Source organism: Flagellimonas ulvae (genome assembly GCF_049333175.1).
Taxonomy (GTDB): Bacteria; Bacteroidota; Bacteroidia; order Flavobacteriales; family Flavobacteriaceae; genus Flagellimonas.
The window spans coordinates 1,714,939-1,732,103 of record NZ_CP186325.1 but is presented as its reverse complement, the minus strand read 5'-3'; the positions used below and the strand labels follow the sequence as shown (position 1 = coordinate 1,732,103).

General features: G+C 40.8%; 12 protein-coding genes. 6 read left to right on the top strand and 6 right to left on the bottom strand.

What is annotated here, in order from left to right; genetic code table 11:
• The first annotated feature begins 10 nt into the window (after nucleotides 1–10).
• The 3 genes from ACOKFD_RS07950 (at nucleotide 11) to ACOKFD_RS07940 (ending at nucleotide 5,270) form a co-directional block, all read left to right on the top strand.
• Complete coding sequence (locus tag ACOKFD_RS07950; RefSeq protein ID WP_422860754.1) at nucleotides 11–1,549, top strand: sulfatase family protein; 1,539 nt, start codon at nucleotides 11–13, stop codon at nucleotides 1,547–1,549.
• Between the two features lie 107 nt (nucleotides 1,550–1,656).
• Complete coding sequence (locus tag ACOKFD_RS07945; RefSeq protein WP_422860753.1) at nucleotides 1,657–2,751, top strand: helix-turn-helix domain-containing protein; 1,095 nt, start codon at nucleotides 1,657–1,659, stop codon at nucleotides 2,749–2,751.
• Nucleotides 2,752–2,984: 233 nt separating this feature from the next.
• Entirely contained in the window at nucleotides 2,985–5,270 is a 2,286-nt protein-coding gene (locus tag ACOKFD_RS07940) for a GH92 family glycosyl hydrolase (RefSeq protein WP_422860752.1), read from the top strand.
• Between the two features lie 63 nt (nucleotides 5,271–5,333).
• Here the strand turns inward: ACOKFD_RS07940 and ACOKFD_RS07935 are convergent, their stop codons facing one another.
• The gene (locus ACOKFD_RS07935; RefSeq protein WP_422860751.1) at nucleotides 5,334–6,740 is read right to left on the bottom strand and encodes a sugar MFS transporter; all 1,407 of its coding nucleotides are present in this window, start codon (nucleotides 6,738–6,740) and stop codon (nucleotides 5,334–5,336) included.
• 166 nt (nucleotides 6,741–6,906) lie between these two features.
• Between ACOKFD_RS07935 and ACOKFD_RS07930 the strand changes: the two genes are divergently transcribed.
• The 3 genes from ACOKFD_RS07930 to ACOKFD_RS07920 are packed head-to-tail and all read left to right on the top strand — an operon-like array spanning nucleotide 6,907 to nucleotide 9,871.
• Entirely contained in the window at nucleotides 6,907–7,836 is a 930-nt protein-coding gene (locus ACOKFD_RS07930) for an ROK family protein (protein WP_422860750.1), read from the top strand.
• Between the two features lie 2 nt (nucleotides 7,837–7,838).
• Complete coding sequence (gene lpcA, locus ACOKFD_RS07925; RefSeq protein WP_422860749.1) at nucleotides 7,839–8,423, top strand: D-sedoheptulose 7-phosphate isomerase; 585 nt, start codon at nucleotides 7,839–7,841, stop codon at nucleotides 8,421–8,423.
• Nucleotides 8,424–8,461: 38 nt separating this feature from the next.
• Nucleotides 8,462–9,871 (top strand): sulfatase-like hydrolase/transferase, encoded by a 1,410-nt coding sequence (locus tag ACOKFD_RS07920; protein ID WP_422860748.1) that lies wholly within the window; start codon nucleotides 8,462–8,464, stop codon nucleotides 9,869–9,871.
• A gap of 45 nt (nucleotides 9,872–9,916) precedes the next feature.
• Here ACOKFD_RS07920 and ACOKFD_RS07915 read toward each other — a convergent pair whose 3' ends face one another.
• The 5 genes from ACOKFD_RS07915 to ACOKFD_RS07895 form a co-directional block, all read right to left on the bottom strand.
• Nucleotides 9,917–10,951 carry a nucleoside hydrolase gene (locus ACOKFD_RS07915; RefSeq protein ID WP_422860747.1) on the bottom strand — a complete coding sequence of 345 codons (1,035 nt, stop codon included), beginning with the start codon at nucleotides 10,949–10,951 and terminating at the stop codon, nucleotides 9,917–9,919.
• 58 nt (nucleotides 10,952–11,009) lie between these two features.
• A complete protein-coding gene (locus tag ACOKFD_RS07910) occupies nucleotides 11,010–12,158 on the bottom strand; it encodes an alpha-hydroxy acid oxidase (protein WP_422860746.1) in 1,149 nt (382 codons plus the stop codon).
• 4 nt (nucleotides 12,159–12,162) lie between these two features.
• Nucleotides 12,163–13,536 (bottom strand): FGGY-family carbohydrate kinase, encoded by a 1,374-nt coding sequence (locus ACOKFD_RS07905; protein ID WP_422861011.1) that lies wholly within the window; start codon nucleotides 13,534–13,536, stop codon nucleotides 12,163–12,165.
• Between the two features lie 6 nt (nucleotides 13,537–13,542).
• The gene (locus ACOKFD_RS07900) at nucleotides 13,543–14,823 is read right to left on the bottom strand and encodes a sugar isomerase (protein WP_422860745.1); all 1,281 of its coding nucleotides are present in this window, start codon (nucleotides 14,821–14,823) and stop codon (nucleotides 13,543–13,545) included.
• A gap of 73 nt (nucleotides 14,824–14,896) precedes the next feature.
• Complete coding sequence (locus tag ACOKFD_RS07895) at nucleotides 14,897–17,002, bottom strand: bifunctional aldolase/short-chain dehydrogenase (protein WP_422860744.1); 2,106 nt, start codon at nucleotides 17,000–17,002, stop codon at nucleotides 14,897–14,899.
• Between the last annotated feature and the right edge of the window lie 163 nt (nucleotides 17,003–17,165).

Genomic DNA, 17,165 nt, shown 5'->3' with positions numbered 1-17,165 from the left:
AACCAGGTTGATGAATTTTAAAACTATTTCTTTTGCGGTATTCTTGATTGCTATGCTGAGTACAAGTTCTTGTGCAGAGAAAGAAAAAAGGTCAGTGGGCAAGCACAGGTCTGAAGCAATGGCAAAACCAAATATCGTCTATATTTTGGCCGATGATATGGGATACGGTGATATTAGTGGCCTCAATCTCAATGCGAAGGTCAATACACCGACATTGGATTCTTTGATTGCTTCGGGAATGAGTTTTTCCGATGCCCATAGCTCTTCCTCCGTATGCACACCGAGCCGATATAGTATACTTACCGGGAGGTATGCATGGCGGACTCGACTGAAGCGGGGGGTTACCTGGGGATATTCTCCACCATTGATTGATTCCAATAGAACGACAGTAGCCTCTTTATTAAAAAAAGAAGGCTACAAAACGGCATGTATCGGAAAATGGCACTTGGGCATGACATGGCCGGTCAAGGAGGGTAAGGAAGTACCTTGGGAGAACAAAAACCTGCATCCGGCTCGGTATCCTGGTGATGCCATAGATTTCTCAAAGCCGATTGAAAATGGCCCCACATCCGTAGGGTTTGACTATTTTTTTGGAATCCCGGCATCACTGGACATGAGGCCCTATTGCTATATAGAAAACCAGACTGTTTTAGGTTTACCAATGAAAACAATCGATAAGGAAATTCTTCCAGGTAGAAACAATCTAACACAATGGAATGCTGGTTTGGAGGCAACCGATTTTAAACATGCCGAAGTGTTGCCAAAATTGACCGAAAAAGCGGTAAACTTTATTCATGAAAATAGGGAGCGGCCTTTCTTTCTTTATTTTCCCCTGACCGCTCCCCATAGCCCATTATTGCCTTCGGATGAATTTAAAGCAACCAGCAAAGCTGGAACCTACGGAGATTTTATACATATGGTCGATAACGTGGTCAAGACCATTTCCAGTACGTTGGGGTCACTGGGTCTGGCAGAGAATACACTGTTTATATTTACAAGTGATAATGGCACTTTTCAAAAAGCCTATATAGACCCAAGCCATGAACATGATGGAAACTTCATCTATAGAGGACAAAAAGCCGATATCTATGAAGGTGGTCATAGAATACCTTTCATTGCAAGTTGGAAAAATCGGATTCCCGCCAACTCAAAATCGGATACGCCGATATTGCTCAATGATCTAATGGCAACACTTGCCGATTTAACAGGAACTCCCCTTGGTAAATATGAGGGAGAAGATAGTGTAAGTATATTACCTATCTTAAAAAATGAAAAACAGGAACTGGAAGAAAGGGACTTTTTGGTTCACCACTCCTCAAGAGGTTTTTTTGCCATTCGAAAAGATTCATTAAAGCTGATTGCCGGTTTGGGGTCAGGTGGTTTTACAGTGCCTTTTCAAATAACTCCCGAATCTGATGAAGAAGCCTTTCAGCTTTTCAACCTTCGCACAGATATTTCAGAAAACAATAATATATTCAATAGTGCAGATAAAAGGTACACGGAGTTGATAAAGACTTTAGAAGAATTCTCTGTCGAAGGAAAGAATTGATTTTCAAAAAAGTATGAAGATTTCCATACGGATTTATTAGAGAGGGATAGTTTTATTCTTATTATTAAATTCGAAAAATGGATATGCTTTATTAAGTTGTAATATAAATGGCGGTTATTTTTTTTATTTGGGGATGTGTTCAGAGTCTTATCGTAGGCATATTCATACCTATCGTTAAAAAGGCGCGCAACAATTATGTACTTTCCCTTATATTTTTTGTGACTTCCCTAAATATATTGCTCCAATATCTTTTACGGTACCAAGATTGGAAAAATGAATTTCCTAGATTATTGGTCATACCGGATTTCTTGGATTTACTGTTGCCCACATTATTGTTCCTATACATAAAGGCGGTCGTGGGCGGTGGAATCGGTAAAAAAGACCAAAAGTATTTGTATGTCCCCATAATTGCAGGAACAATTTTGGTTTTGAGCACTTTTATAAGAAGCGATTTTAGTTTTTACAATTACGTAGGTTCACTTTATCACAAAATAGTATTGACGACCATTCTTATATGGAAGTTGTATCTTTTTTTAAAAGGGTGGCATATCATTCAAGGGCAAAAGGATATTATCAAAAAGAAAGCGATTCTTTGGTGGCCTAGAATGTTGACTTATTTTTTAGGAGTGTTGACCTATATAACATTTCTGAACCTATGCTATTTTTTGTTGATCGTTCCTAATTTTGAGCTCGATTCCCCCGTCAGGAATACCATACAGAAATTGGTGGAGCTCAATTATATTATTTTCACGTGCTCCATCATATTTATAACTATATATTTCTTTTTCAAGTACCCAAAAATACTCTCTGGACTTCCCATTTTTAAATCAAAAAATACATCAAAGGTTCCAGATGGCCAGATTTACATCGATAAGCTCAACAAGTTGATAATAGAGGACAAAATTCATCTGGATACCGAACTAAATGAACAAAAACTGGCCGATACGCTAGAAATTCAGTCTTATATACTTTCTATTGTCCTAAACGACTATCTGGGAAAATCCTTTAGTGCTTATATTAATGAAAAACGAATAGAAGAAGCAAAAAGGTTATTGGAAAGTGAAGAGCACAAAGACCTAACGATTTTTGCCATAGCGGTGGACAGCGGTTTTCGTTCGGAGTCCGTTTTCTACGTCAATTTCAAAAAACTGACCGGGCTTACCCCAAAACAATACAAAAAGAAGTATTTGAAAACGTTATAAAACAATACAGCTTCATACACTTTTGAAGCTAATACGGGCAATCCAAAGTTGTATTGTTTTATGTTGAAGCAAAACCAATGTATAAAATCCCATTACGTTGATGTCATTAAAGAACCAAGGTCAAAACCTGATGTAGTTTTATTCAAATTATATTGTCTCTTGTTTTCCAAAATAGCAGTACTGGGCAATATCCCCATTTTAAATTCCTTCTTTCAATTAAAGATAGGTGTTGAATGAGAAATTTCAATTATGGCTTTTTGGTCGTGATAGTATCGCAGTTCTATTTTGTTTTCAGTTGCAAAGACCCGTCCATGAATTCGTCGGGCAATTCAAGCACTGATATTAAATATACATCGTACGTCAACCCATTTATCGGAACAGAGGGCAATGGAACAAAACACACTATTGGCAATGTGCACCCAGGTGCCGTTCGACCATGGGGAATGGTTTCGGTAAGTCCGCAGTCCTTTGACTTCACCAAGATGGAATCGCCAAGTGTATATAGACACGAGGAGAAAAAAATCTTCGGATTCAGCAACGTCAACTTTTCAGGAGTGGGATGTCCCGCCACAGGGAGTATTCCCTTCAAGTTCTTTACACGCGACCTACCTACTGGGTATGAGGGTTCAAGTTTCTCCCAACAAATTGCACGACCTGGGTATTACAGTGTAAAGTTGGATGATGATGATATTGTTGTGCACGCTACAACCACCAAAAGATCTTCTCTCATCAAATTGGAATTGCCGAAAGGTAGCACCAAAGTGTACCTGGATTTAATGGCACAGCAGGCGCACGTTAAAGGAGGCGTCATCGAACATTATTCAGATACCACTGTTAAGGGGTACCAATTGGAAGGTAATTTTTGTGGTTCGGCCAATAGAAGCGCTGTTTTTTTTAGTGCTCATTTAAGTAAGGAGGCAGATTCAACTTATTTAGAATACAACAATAGGACGGACACGCGATTCAATCAAAATCTGGACGACAAACCAAGTGGAATAGTTTACATTTTTGGTAACAAAGCCGCTACGGAACTTTACATTAAGGTTGGCGTATCCTATGTATCAACGGCCAATGCAGAAGGAAACCTGAATAAAGAGCAAACGGGATATGATTTTGAAAAGGTAAAAGAAGAAGCTGAGGAAGAATGGGAAAAAGAATTGGGTAGAATCAAGGTGACCGGCGATTCAGATGATGACAAAACGGTTTTTTATACTGCGCTTTACCACAGCCTTCTAATGCCAATGATCTATAGTGACCATAATGGGGAGTTCGTAAAAATGGGAAGTAAGGAGATTGGAAAATCACCGTATACGCGATACACTGGTTTTTCACTTTGGGACACATACAGAACTACCCATCCATTGTTAACGCTGGCCTACCCCGAAAAACAGGAAGAATTTGTAAAGAACATGTTGGATATCTATGATGAATCCGGATGGCTGCCCAAATGGCCAATATTCAATTTTGAACCCTATTTAATGGTAGGTGACCCTGCTCCGATTGTCATAGGTGACACCTATACCAAAGGTATTCGCAATTTTGATGTGCAGAAAGCTTACGAAGCAATGACTAAGAGTGCCAATCATGAGGAAAGAAATCTCAATAGACGTGGAATCCAGGATTATAAACGATATGGGTATATCACTATGGATGGTGATTTCAGCGAGGTTGAAAATTTTCAATGGAACAATGGAATAGTCTGGGGAGCGGTGTCCAACACTATGGAATTCAATCTAGCGGATTACAATATCGCACAAATGGCGAAAATAATGGGCAATGAAGAAGATTATAAAAAGTATCTCAAACGCTCTAAATCTTTTATGTCCTTTTACAATGATGAAATCGGTTTGCTCCAACCCAAGAACAAAGATGGAAGTTGGTACGAACCGTTTGACCCTACACAGGAATTGTGGGATAGGATGAATTTTGGTTTGCGGGGCGGTCCGGGATTCGTTGAAGGGAGTGCTTGGCAGTACTTATTTTCGATACCGCACGGAATCGATACGCTAAAAAATAGGATGGGAGAAGAACGATTTTTAAAAAATCTCGAGACCATTTTTGATAAAAAGTATTTTGACATGACGAACGAACCAGGCTTTGGGTTTCCTTTTTTCTACAACCTGACCGAAGAAAAACATTGGAAAACCGCCCATACCGTACACAACCTTTTAAAGAGGCATTTTCCCAACGCTCCCAACGGACTTCCAGGGAATGACGATGCCGGTGCCATGTCCTCATGGGTGGTATTCGCCATGATGGGACTTTATCCCCATACGCCGGGGAATCCTGAATATTTTGTCACCGTTCCGGTATTTGAGAAAATTGAGATACAATTGAACCAAGATTTTTACAAAGGGAACCAAATTGTTATCGAGCGCCATGGTCCTAAGGACGGAGTCATCAAATCAATGAACCTGGGAAACCAAAATATCGATTATAAGGTAAACCATCAATCCTTGACTACCGATAATGAAGCTTTGATCATTCAAACTGAAAATAGGAAAACGGCTCTGGAATAACGAACCCTAACATTTTGGTTATCTCTTTTATTTGTATTATGCTGATGTTGCCAGAATTCAGACTTATAAAGCTTTCTCCGAATTATTCTCCTTAGAAAATTCATCGACAGTATTTATGGTAATCAACTTTGGGCTATAAAAACCATAGCATATAATGTACAGATAACAGGCAAAAGGCACAAAGAACGAAAGCTGTAAGCCCCATGTGTCGGCCATTACCCCCTGAATCAATGGAACCAAAGCTGCCCCAAGAATAGCCATTACCAATAGTGAAGACCCTTGACTGGTATACTTCCCCAGACCTTTGATTGCTATGGTGAAAATATTCGACCACATGATCGAATTGAAGATACCAACACCGATCAGTGCCCACATGGCCGAACTACCCGAGCCCATTATTGCGAACAACACCAATCCAGCACTTACGATAGCAAATAGGGCCAAGGTTCTTGAAGGAATACCTTTTCCGACCAAAAAAACGAAAAAATTCAATGCGATAATTCCAACATAGGGCACAACCGTTTTAAATGCAACTCCAGAAATGGAGAATATCAAGGCAAAAGAAAGCATCGTAAGCAAAACCATGAGTAGCGTCTTTTTAAATTTGTCCAGACTACTAAGCGATAGTGCTCCGGAAAAACGTCCTATCATGGTACCGCCCCAATAATATGCCAGAAAATTTTTGCCCACGGCCTCGTCCAGTCCCATAATGTTTTCGAGTCCAACAAAATTTATCAAAAAGCTGCCTATGGCAACTTCGGCGCCTACATAGGTGAATATGGCAACCGTTCCCAAGGAAAGATTTGGAAAACGCAGCGCACCGATTCCTTTAATGATATCCTCTTCGTTCTTGAACCTTGGCAGTTTTATAAATTGAAAGACTATGGCAAGAAGGATAAAAATGACCCCAAAAATGACATAGGGTATTTTGGTGGAATCACCTTCGGCACCTTCGATAAAGAAGAATTCATAGATGAGATAACCACCAAAAATGGGTGCTATCGTGGTACCCAAAGAATTAAATGCCTGGGACATGTTCAGTCGTGAGGAAGCTGTTTCAGGTCTGCCTAAAATTGATACATAGGGATTTGCCACAATCTGTAACAACGTAAAGCCAAGTCCCAAAATAAACAGAGCGGATAGAAATAGCCCATAGACCTTGAATGCTGCCGCAGGGTAAAACATAAAACATCCCAATCCGGAAACAGCTAGGCCTATGATGATTCCATTTTTATAACCAATTTTATTGATAGGGTCACCTTTTTTTAAGGAAATTAAAAAATAGGCCAACGACCCTATAAAATAGGCCCCAAAAAAGCAGAACTGTATAAGCATGGCCTGCCAATACTTCAGTACGAAAATTTCTTTTAAATAAGGAATCAGAATATCGTTCATGCATGTCAAAAAGCCCCATAAGAAGAATAGAATGGTCAATATGAAGAGACTGGCATTGTGATTTTTTTGTGTCATTATATTTTGAATGAATCTTTTTAAGCTACCTTATTTTTAAAAATTCAATGTATGCCTTCTGACGGTTACTTGTATTTCAATTCGTGAAATAGAAGTCATTGAAGAACGGATTTCGAGATTTTTGTAATGAATCACAAATGCTGGAAAATTTTTAAACCAACACCTAGTGAAAGAAAGCGGAACACCACAAATTCTCTGTGGAATTGATTTGGGCGGTACCAAAATCGAGGGAATCGTTCTTGAAGAAAACCATGATAGTTTTGACATAATCGAAAGGCTTCGTGTACCAACTGAACAACAACATGGATATCAACATATCCTGAGTCAAATTGAGAAGCTGGTCGGTGAGCTAGAAAAAAAAGGGGGTATCACCATTACAGCGTTGGGTATCGGAACGCCCGGCACACTAGACCCTACAACAAAAAAACTGAAGAATAGCAACACGGTCTGTTTAAATGGAAAATCAATAAAAACAGATTTAGAAAAACTACTTGGACTCCATGTTGAGGTTGCAAACGATGCCAATTGTTTTGCGTTGGCAGAGGCTACGATGGGTTCCGTACCAGACTCCGTACCAGATGCCAGTGTGGTATTCGGGGTTATCATGGGAACGGGTGTTGGGGGTGGAGTCGTGGTCAACGGTCGGTCTATACATGGTAAACATGGTATAGGCGGAGAGTGGGGGCATAATTTTTTGGATGACTCGGGTGGCGAATGCTATTGTGGGCGCAAGGGCTGCGTAGAGACCATAATCTCGGGAACAGGTCTTGAGCGTTATTACGAACTGCAAAGCGGAAATCGAAAGAATCTGAAAGAAATCATGATGGCCTATAAAAGAGGAAATGACGAATATGCAGAACAAACGGTTGAAAGGTTGCTGGATTTTTTTGGAAAAGGTATCGCTTCAATCATCAATATTCTTGATCCACAGGCCATAGTTCTGGGCGGGGGTGTGGGCAATATTGATTTGTTGTACACCGAAGGTGTTGAACGGGTTCGAAAATACATTTTCAATAATACGTTGGAAACATGTTTCCTTAAACCCAAATTGGGTGATAGTGCCGGTGTCTTTGGAGCAGCAATGTTGACCAAATAATTATGGAAAATCTAAAGCATGAGATAAGAAATGAATTCATTCGAGCACAAAATGTGCTTGATGATTTTATAAATATCGATTCCAACTTTGATGTCATCTTGGAAATTTCGAAGCAAATGGTCGAAGCGTTCAATCGTGGAAACAAAGTCATATCCTGCGGCAATGGAGGCTCTCATTGTGATGCAATGCACTTTGCCGAAGAACTGACCGGACGCTATCGTGAAAATCGCAAACCTTTGCCGGCAATTGCTATTTCCGACCCAAGTCATTTATCGTGTATCGGTAATGACTACGGATATGCGCATGTTTTTTCCAGATTTGTGGAGAGTTTAGGAACTGCTGGCGATGTGCTTTTGGGGATAAGTACCAGTGGCAATTCACAGAACATTATTGAGGCTTTCAAAACAGCACGAACCAAAGGCATGACCACTATTTTGCTTTCTGGAAAGTCGGGCGGAAAATTGAAACGGCTATCGGATATTTCAGTGTTGGTTCCTTATGAAGGCTATGCGGATAGAATTCAGGAAATACATATTAAAGTCATACACGCGATTATTTTCAGTATCGAAAAAATGATGAATCTTTAGTATTATAATCATATTGAATCATTTCAAGAAGTATGGAAATGAAATTTTTTAGTTATTCAGTATTACTATTGCTATTGGTTCTTTCCTTCAATGACGCTACAGGGCAAAAACAGAACGAAAGACCAAATATTATTTTCATTATTACTGATGACCAGCAGACCGGACTGTTGGGCGTGGAAGGCAATACAGTTGCAAACACCCCACACATAGACCGCATAGGTGAAGAAGGAGTCGTTTTTAAAAACGCTTTTGTGGTTACACCTTTGTGTTCACCCAGTAGGGCAAGTTTTTTAACTGGGAACTACGCCCACAAACACAATGTTATCAATAACGATAAATTGGGATTGGATGTCATAAGCCACACCTTGTTGACTTGGCCCAGACAGTTAAGGGAATCGGGATACACTACGGCATTTATTGGAAAATGGCATATGGGCTTGGATGACTCCCGCCGACCTGGGTATGATCGATGGTTCAGTTTTAAGGGACAGGGAGATTATATTGACGGAGTGGTCAATGATGAAGATACTAGAATACAGACAACAGGTTATATGACTGACATCATCAATGAAAAAGCGTTGAACTTTTTAAAAAACCACGATAAGGATCAGCCCTTTGCCATGATTGTCGCCCATAAAGCGATTCATTGGCCATTGCTACCTGCAAAAAGGCACGAGTCGCTCTATCCATATTTTAAGTTCGATGCTGTTGCTGTCGATGCAAAGGACATAGCGGGCAAACCGCATTTACGAAGAACCGTAAATCGGAAGAAATTTTACGAATACCAAAATGTCTTGCCAGAGCCACCAGAGTCCAGAAGGGGGCATGGTCGGCAGCGGGATACCGTTGTTGGAGATCAACATCGTAGCCTAAAAAGTGTGGACGAAGGTGTCGGTCAATTTTTTAAGACGTTGGAAGACAAAGATATATTGAACAATACGGTAATTATTTACGTTAGTGATAATGGCATGTTGATGGGGGAGCATGGAGAATTTAATATAAAACGTTGGGCATACGATCCTGTAATTCGCATTCCCATGTTTATGCGCTACCCACGTGTTTTTGCACCTAAAAGTACCAGGGAACAAATGGTCTTGAATATAGATATTGCGCCTACCTTGTTGCAACTTGCAGGTGTTGAACCATTGGAACCCATGGACGGCCAAAGCATGGTGCCCGTACTTAAAGAACCCAAGACCAAAGGTCGTAAAGCATTTTTGGCCGAATATTTCCTTGAAAAAGTTGCACCGCGAATACCTTCATGGAAAGCTGTACGAACCGAAAAATGGAAATACATCCAATATGCCGAGGAAGGCGTGGCATCTGAGCTATACCATCTTGAAACAGACCCTGGCGAAAATCAGAATTTGATAAATGAACCAGGCTCAAAAGTGCATATTGATAGGTTGGGACAGTTGATGAAGGAGTTTTTGTCGGAAGAAAAATAGATTTTTGGTCAAAAAACGATAGAACTACCGTATGGCCGGCCCTGTTCATTTCGAAGGCACGTAGGCCATAAGTTCTTCAATGATCTCTGCAATTTTCCCCGGGTCTTGGTTCAGGGAAAGATAAGAAACCCGATTGCCGCGTATTTGCGCAGATGTTCCATCTTCTTTAATTTTTATATCTATTTCCTTTGAATTGAAATAAGGGGTAACTCCTTTGGCAGCGATTAATACCACCGTTTGGTCCCAACTCATTCTGCCCTTTTTATTGTTGTCTTTAGTGAGCGCTATGCGATAGGCATCCTTAACGGGGCTATTTATTATTTCTTTATTGTTCATTAGCGGAATTCCCGTTAGAATATCCTTGCCTACCTCAAAAGGACTCATGATGATCGGTGTGGTCCATTTCTCGAAAACCAAACGCGCCGCAGGAATATCATGTTTAATATTGTATTCTTTCCAAACTGCATCTTTTTTTTGCATTCTGCCTGCCATTGAAATCAGAAGCCTTGTTTTTTTCTCTATTAATTCAACTCCAGTGAGTTCGGAATACTCATCGGGACCTGATTCCAGTAAATCGGCTAAATTGGTAAAAAATCCAACCGTTAAAATTGTAGTTGATTTATCTTCCTGTCCGGCCAGAATTTTTCTGTAAAGCGAAACGGCATCATAAGCTTCCTCATTTGAAGTAACATTGTGTGGATAGCGTTTTATTATTTCCTGTGCCCAGCCTTGTGTGCAAGGTCTTGAAGGCAATTTCCTTTTGGTAACTCCAATGGGTATATTGGATTTTCCAAAATAGGTGTTTAATACGCTCAACGTAGGTACCGTAGTTTCATAAGCATTGCTGGAAACTGTGGCAAGAACTTTTAGCTCCCCTAAATGCTCAAGTGCATAAAGTGTGGCAATCGCACCTACATCGTCATAATCTTCAGCAATATCAGTATCAAAGATTACAGGTACAGCGGTATTTTCTCTTTGGTTGCTGGGTTCAACGCCTTGATTGTTTGTAATTACTTGGCAATGGCCCAAAGTGCAAAAGAATAGTGCGATCGCATAAACTATAGTTTTTGTTTTTTCCATTCTGTACCTCTTGTTTTTTTATGGTAAACGTGACAATCTCATCTTAAAATTTATCTTCCTAAGATTGTTTGATTAAATGTTTCGGTAAATCTTCAACTTTTTCACAGCACAATTGCTCCATAACTTGTCGGAACTGTGTTTTCAGCATGCTTATGGTATGGTCGCCCCCATTGGTTCCCAAAGCTGCACAACCGTACAGAAAAGAACGCCCCATAAACGTGAACTTTGCTCCTGCGGCCATAGCACGGGCAACATCTGGACCTGACTGTAGCCCACTATCCATCATGATTTCTATTTGGTCATTATATTTTTCAGCGATTTCCAAAAGTGCCTTGATACTGGATTGTGCAGCATCCAATTGTCTGCCACCGTGGTTGGAAACAATGATTCCATCAAAACCTATTCGTATGGCATCTTGGGTATCTTGCTCCGACGCTACTCCCTTTAAAACCAGTTTTCCCTTCCATTTGTCACGTATCGGTTGTATTCGTTCTTCATTTAGTTTACCGGAGAAAGTCTCATCCATAAATTTTCCTAACTGTTTTAGATTGAGTCCTTTTGGAGTGTAGGGTTTTAACGTTTCAAAAGTGGGTTGGCCAAATCTTAGGGTTTTTAAAGCCCAAGCTGGTTTTCCCAAGACCTGTAGCACGTTTGTTAGGGTCATTTTGGGAGGTAGAGCTAGACCATTGCGAATGTCCCTTGGGCGGTACCCGAACGTGGGAACGTCACATAACAATACCAAAACATTACATCCGGCAGCTTCTGCACGGGCTATAATATCGTTTCGCAATGCATCATCTGCGGGATTGTACAGTTGAAACCAAGCTTTTCCTTCGGTAAGTTCGCTTGCTCGTTCTATGGATGTGGTCGTGACCGTACTTAAAATGAAAGGAATATTGTGGTCAAAGGCCGATTTAGCCAAGATTTCAGAGGCATTGGGCCACATTAGCCCTTGTAGACCGACAGGGGCAATTCCAAAAGGCGCATCGAACTCCATACCCATAATTTTTGTTTTCGAGGAGCTTGTAGTGGTATTTCTCAGGTAACGGGGCTGCAACTCTATTTTACGTATTTCAGAGGTATTGCGTACAAGGCTCACATCTTCATTACACCCACCGTCCAAATACTCAAAAGCAAACCTTGGGATTCTTTTTTTTGCCCTGTTTCTGAGATCTTCTACGGATGGATAATTTGGATTGAAGGCCATAGTATTATTCTGTTATAAAAGGATTGTGTTTTTTTAATGAATAATTCCGCTTCAGGAATTTAGAATCAAGTCTGGCGTCCGAAATGACCAAAGCTGCACCCAGTGCGGAACCTAACGAGGAATCCGTGGTTCTCAGTTCCATATTCTTTAGAAAGCGTGAAAGTAATTTGATATAGACATCGTTATTGCTGAATCCACCATCTATGTACAGTCTTTTAATAGAGCTATCGCCTTTGGACAGTTTAATGCTCTCTACCTGAAACTTAACCAGTTCCATCATTAAATGATGGTAGGCATATTCGTAAGAGTCGTATTTGAAAATTGTTGTGCTTGGCATATCCGAAGTACAAAAGCCTGTCCAGCGAAACAACGGTCTAAAATTTTTGATTATATCGTTATAAATAGTGGAATCAAAGCGGATGTTTTTATGCTTGTCTTTTTCGACATGGTAAAAGTTGGATAGTTCCATGACCTGGGTCTTATATTCGTTTCCCAAAAACAAACGGGCTGCCTTTACCGGTTTTCCATTCACCCTCATGTAGTTGATACAGTTTTTGGAAATATCTTCTTTGGATAATCTACCTTCGGCAAAAGGGTTCAGGGAAACACTCCATGTTCCCGTGGAAACCAAAATGAATTTTTTCTTTATGCTCCTAACATAAGGCAATAGGGCAGCAGAACTGTCGTGAATGCCAACACCAATTTTTATGCGCTTGCCCCCGTAACTTGTGGTAATGCTTGTTGCTGTCGGAACTATGGGAGGTAAAATCTTGTCAATACCTTCTTTATATACCCAATCGTGATAGTTGTTCTTGGTGTAGTCCCAAAGCGATGTATGGCAGCCAATACTGGTGTACTCACTAAGTGGAATTCCCGTAAACAGGTAGCTTAGATATTGCGGCAAGTGCATGGAAGTAGCTATTTGGTTGAAAACTATGGGTCTTTCATGTTTTAATGAGTACAGCTGCAATCCAGCATTTAACATTCCCTCAACGGTGGCTCCGGTATCGCATGCGAACTCTTTTTCTGGACCATATTTTTGATAAAAGGCTGCTATCAGTTCCGGGTTTATAGGTTTTGTGTAATTGTATAGCGGCGTAAGTACTTTTCCATTCTTATCCAAATGAACCAAACTTGCACCATAGCTAGAAAAATTAATGGCGGTAATGTTATATTCCTTATTCCCCAGTAGTTTTTTAAAAATTCGCCTTAGCCATTCTTGAAGCGAGGAGAGGTCTTCGGTCGGATGACCGTCTTCGTCCCTAATGGTACCAAACTGGGCATATTCCCTGAAGACTTCTTGATACTGTTTATCGAACAAGAAGATTTTTTTATTGGTTTTTCCAATGTCGAATATTGCGGTTACTTCTTTCATCAGAAATAATTACAGTCCCGAGGCAACAGCATTTACACCCCTTTTCTTGATCAATCGTTTTCTGATTTCCAAACTTCTGTAGGTTGCTATTGGATGTATGGCCCCACCATCATTCAATCGTGCTTGTCCCAGTAGGGGCCTTACATCTGTTCTATACGCATTCTGTAGAATTTCTTGACATTGTACGACATCGTTTTCCTGTTGCGCTTCCAGCAATTTTTTTTGGTCAACCAAAAGTGCTTTGGCATAGGCTTCTTGAATGGCCTCCAACGATTGCATTAAATCTTCCAAGGGATCTTTTATATTATGGCTTGCATCTATCATCCACGCAGGGTACGGATTTTGTGGGTTATTTTCCATACCGTACACCAGAGCATTGAAAATTAGGAATAACGTATAGGGCTTGATACTGCCAACAGTTAGGTCATCATCGCCATATTTACTGTCGTTAAAGTGGAATCCGCCCAGCTTGCCTTTCATCATTAAAGTAGAAACAATTTGCTCAATGTTCGTGTTCGGTAAATGATGACCAAGGTCGACCAGGGTATATGCCTTTTCACCGCAAGCATTTGCTAACATGAACGAGGTACCCCAGTCTTGGATAATAGTGCTGTAGAAATTAGGTTCGTATGGTTTATATTCGATGAACATTTTCCAGTCCTGCGGCAGATGATCGTAAATACTTGCTAAGCTGTTTTGTGTATGTTGCAACACGGTCTGGAAATTGCTCTGACCCGGAAAATTGCTTCCATCCGCCAACCATACCGTAAGGCTTTTGGAGCCTAGTTTGTTGCCGATGTCGATGACTTCTTTGTTGTGCTGAACAGCTTGCTCCCTTGCGGCCTTCGAAATATTGCCCAATGAACCGTACCTATAGCTTTCCTTTGCTGTTTTTTGGTCTTGGAACGTATTGGAGTTTACCGCATCGAATATGATATTTTGTGATTTTGCTTTTTCTTTTACGGCATCGTAATCTGTGGATTTATCCCAAGGAATATGCAATGAAATGGCCCCCGCCGTCTGTGTAAGACGATGTATGATGCCTACATCATCGATTTTTTCCACTATACTGGATGGTTCGCCATGAAAACCAAACCGACCGAATCGCGTTCCACCAGCTCCAAGTGCCCAACTTGGTATGGCCACCTGAAATTGGGATAGTTTCTTCAGGACGGTAGCCACATCCCGTCCCTGAGAAGAAAGTTGGTTTGACAGAAAATCAAATTTCTCCGAATGGATTTGTAGATGTTTTTGATTAAAGTCTAGAATCTTATTTTTATCTAAAGTCATAACTATGTAAAAAAGTACTTCCAAGGACAAATGTGCCCTTGGAAGTTTGCTAAAAAAACTAACTCAAACTAATTTATCTAACAAATGCATTTGCCATACCTCCATCAACATTGATGATATTGCCTGTAGTTTTGTTCAGTATTCCGACAAAGGCGAATACACCGTTGGCAATATCTTCTGGATAGATGATTTCGTTCAATAAATTTCTTTTGGCATAATGGGCGGGAAGTTCTTCGATAGTAATCCCATATGCTTTTGCCCTGCCTTCGGCCCAATCACCTTCCCAAATCTTACTACCAACGATAACACCATCGGGGTTAACTGTATTTACACGGATGCTGTCCTCGCCCAGTTCAGCAGCCAGAAGTCTGGACATGTGCTGCTGTGCAGCTTTTGATGTACCATAGGCCACATTATTGGGGCCGGCTACCAAGCCGTTTTTACTGGCTATGCATATAAAATCGCCACCTAAATTTTGCTTCCGCATGATGTCGACCGCTAGTTTTGCAAGTTCGAACTGACCTTTTACAAGTACCTCCTGCAATAAGTTCCAATCTTTTTCAGTGGTATCTTCCAATGGTTTTGAAATGGCAAGGCCTGCACTGTGCACAACAATGTCCACCCCACCGAATTCAAGGCATGCTTTTTTATAGGCATCGAGAATGGATTCCCTTCGGGTAACATCACAAACAACGTAACTGGCGATATCTTTTTTGTAGGTAGAAAGATTTTCCTTCAGTCTATCTTCTGCAATGTCCGTGAGCATCACATTGGCACCTTCTTGAGCCAGTTTATCCGCAATCGCTTTTCCAATACCTCCACCGGCACCTGTGACAAGGGCAACTTTTCGCGAGAGCGGCTTTTCTTTTGGCATGCGCTCTAGTTTTGCTTCCTCCAAAAGCCAATATTCGATATCGAATGCTTCTTGCCTAGGTAAGGAAGTGTATCGGGAAATTGCTTCCGCGCCGCGCATCACATTTATAGCATTGATATAGAATTCACTGGCCACCCGAGCGGTCTGTTTGTTCTTCGCAAAGCTGAACATACCCACACCCGGATATATGATGATAACTGGATTGGGGTCGCGCATGGCCGGACTGTTTTCCCTTTTGCAGGTTTCGTAGTACTGGCTATATTCTGCACGGTAACCCTCAAAAGCAGGGTTTAATTTTTGTACTAACGCTTTAGTATCATTAGGGTCAATATCGGTATCCAAATTCAACACCAGGGGCTGTATCTTAGTGCGTAAGAAGTGATCGGGGCAGGAGGTTCCCATGGGTGCCAGACGTTCAAGGTCATGACTGTTTATGTATTCCATCACCACATCGGTATCGGTAAAATGTCCGATCATCCTGTTTTCGGATGAACAGAGACCTCTTAATAAGGGCATCAAAGCTGAGGCCTTTTCCAAGCGTTCTGCCCTAGGCAACGATGCGATTCTCTCACCTCCAAAGACTTCTCCGTTCTCGGTTATTTTATTTTCAATGAATTCAGATGCCATTTCAATGACTTCCAAGCTGTTCATGTAGCACTCGTAAGATGTATCGCCCCAGGTAAAAAGTCCGTGACTCCCCAATACGATACCGCGAATGTTCGGATTGTCGTTCAGGCATTTTTCCAATTGCAGTCCCAAATCAAAACCTGGTCTTTGCCATGGTATCCAGCCCATGGTATCTCCCCAGATTTTTTTGGTGACTTCTTCGCTGTCTTCCGCAGCGGCTACAGCGATCAAGGCATCTGGATGCAGATGGTCTATATGTTTAAAGGGCAGTAGTCCGTGCAAAGGAGTGTCTATTGAAGGAGCTTTACTGTCCAAATCGTAGATGCAATGGTTGAATAGGCCTACCATTCGGTCTTCATCTTCCAGACCACCATAAACATCTTTCAAATCTCGTAATCTGTCGGTATAAAGACCTGCTATTCCAGCACGTGTCAGCGTGCCAATGTCACCACCGGAACCCTTTACCCACATAACTTCTACCTGCTCATTGGTCAAAGGGTCTTTTTCAAAAGTCTTGCAACTAGTATTACCGCCGCCATAATTGGTGATTCTCAAGTCGGCTCCCAATATATTGGATCTGTAAAGAAACAGTTCGACTTGATCATCTTCAAATCCTGCCACTTTTTCATCGTTCCATAGATAATCTACATATTTAAAATCAGTCTTTATTATATCCATTTTACTGTTTAATATTTAAATCATTTAAAATTCGAATATGAGAAGGTTTAAACCATTCTGATTTGAAATATAGAAGAGAAAAAACAGTGTGGAGTCTGCATTTCGAAACGGTCGATTATAGAGAATTAGTTTTTATAAGTTTGTTTGAGGCCTTGTGTTCGCT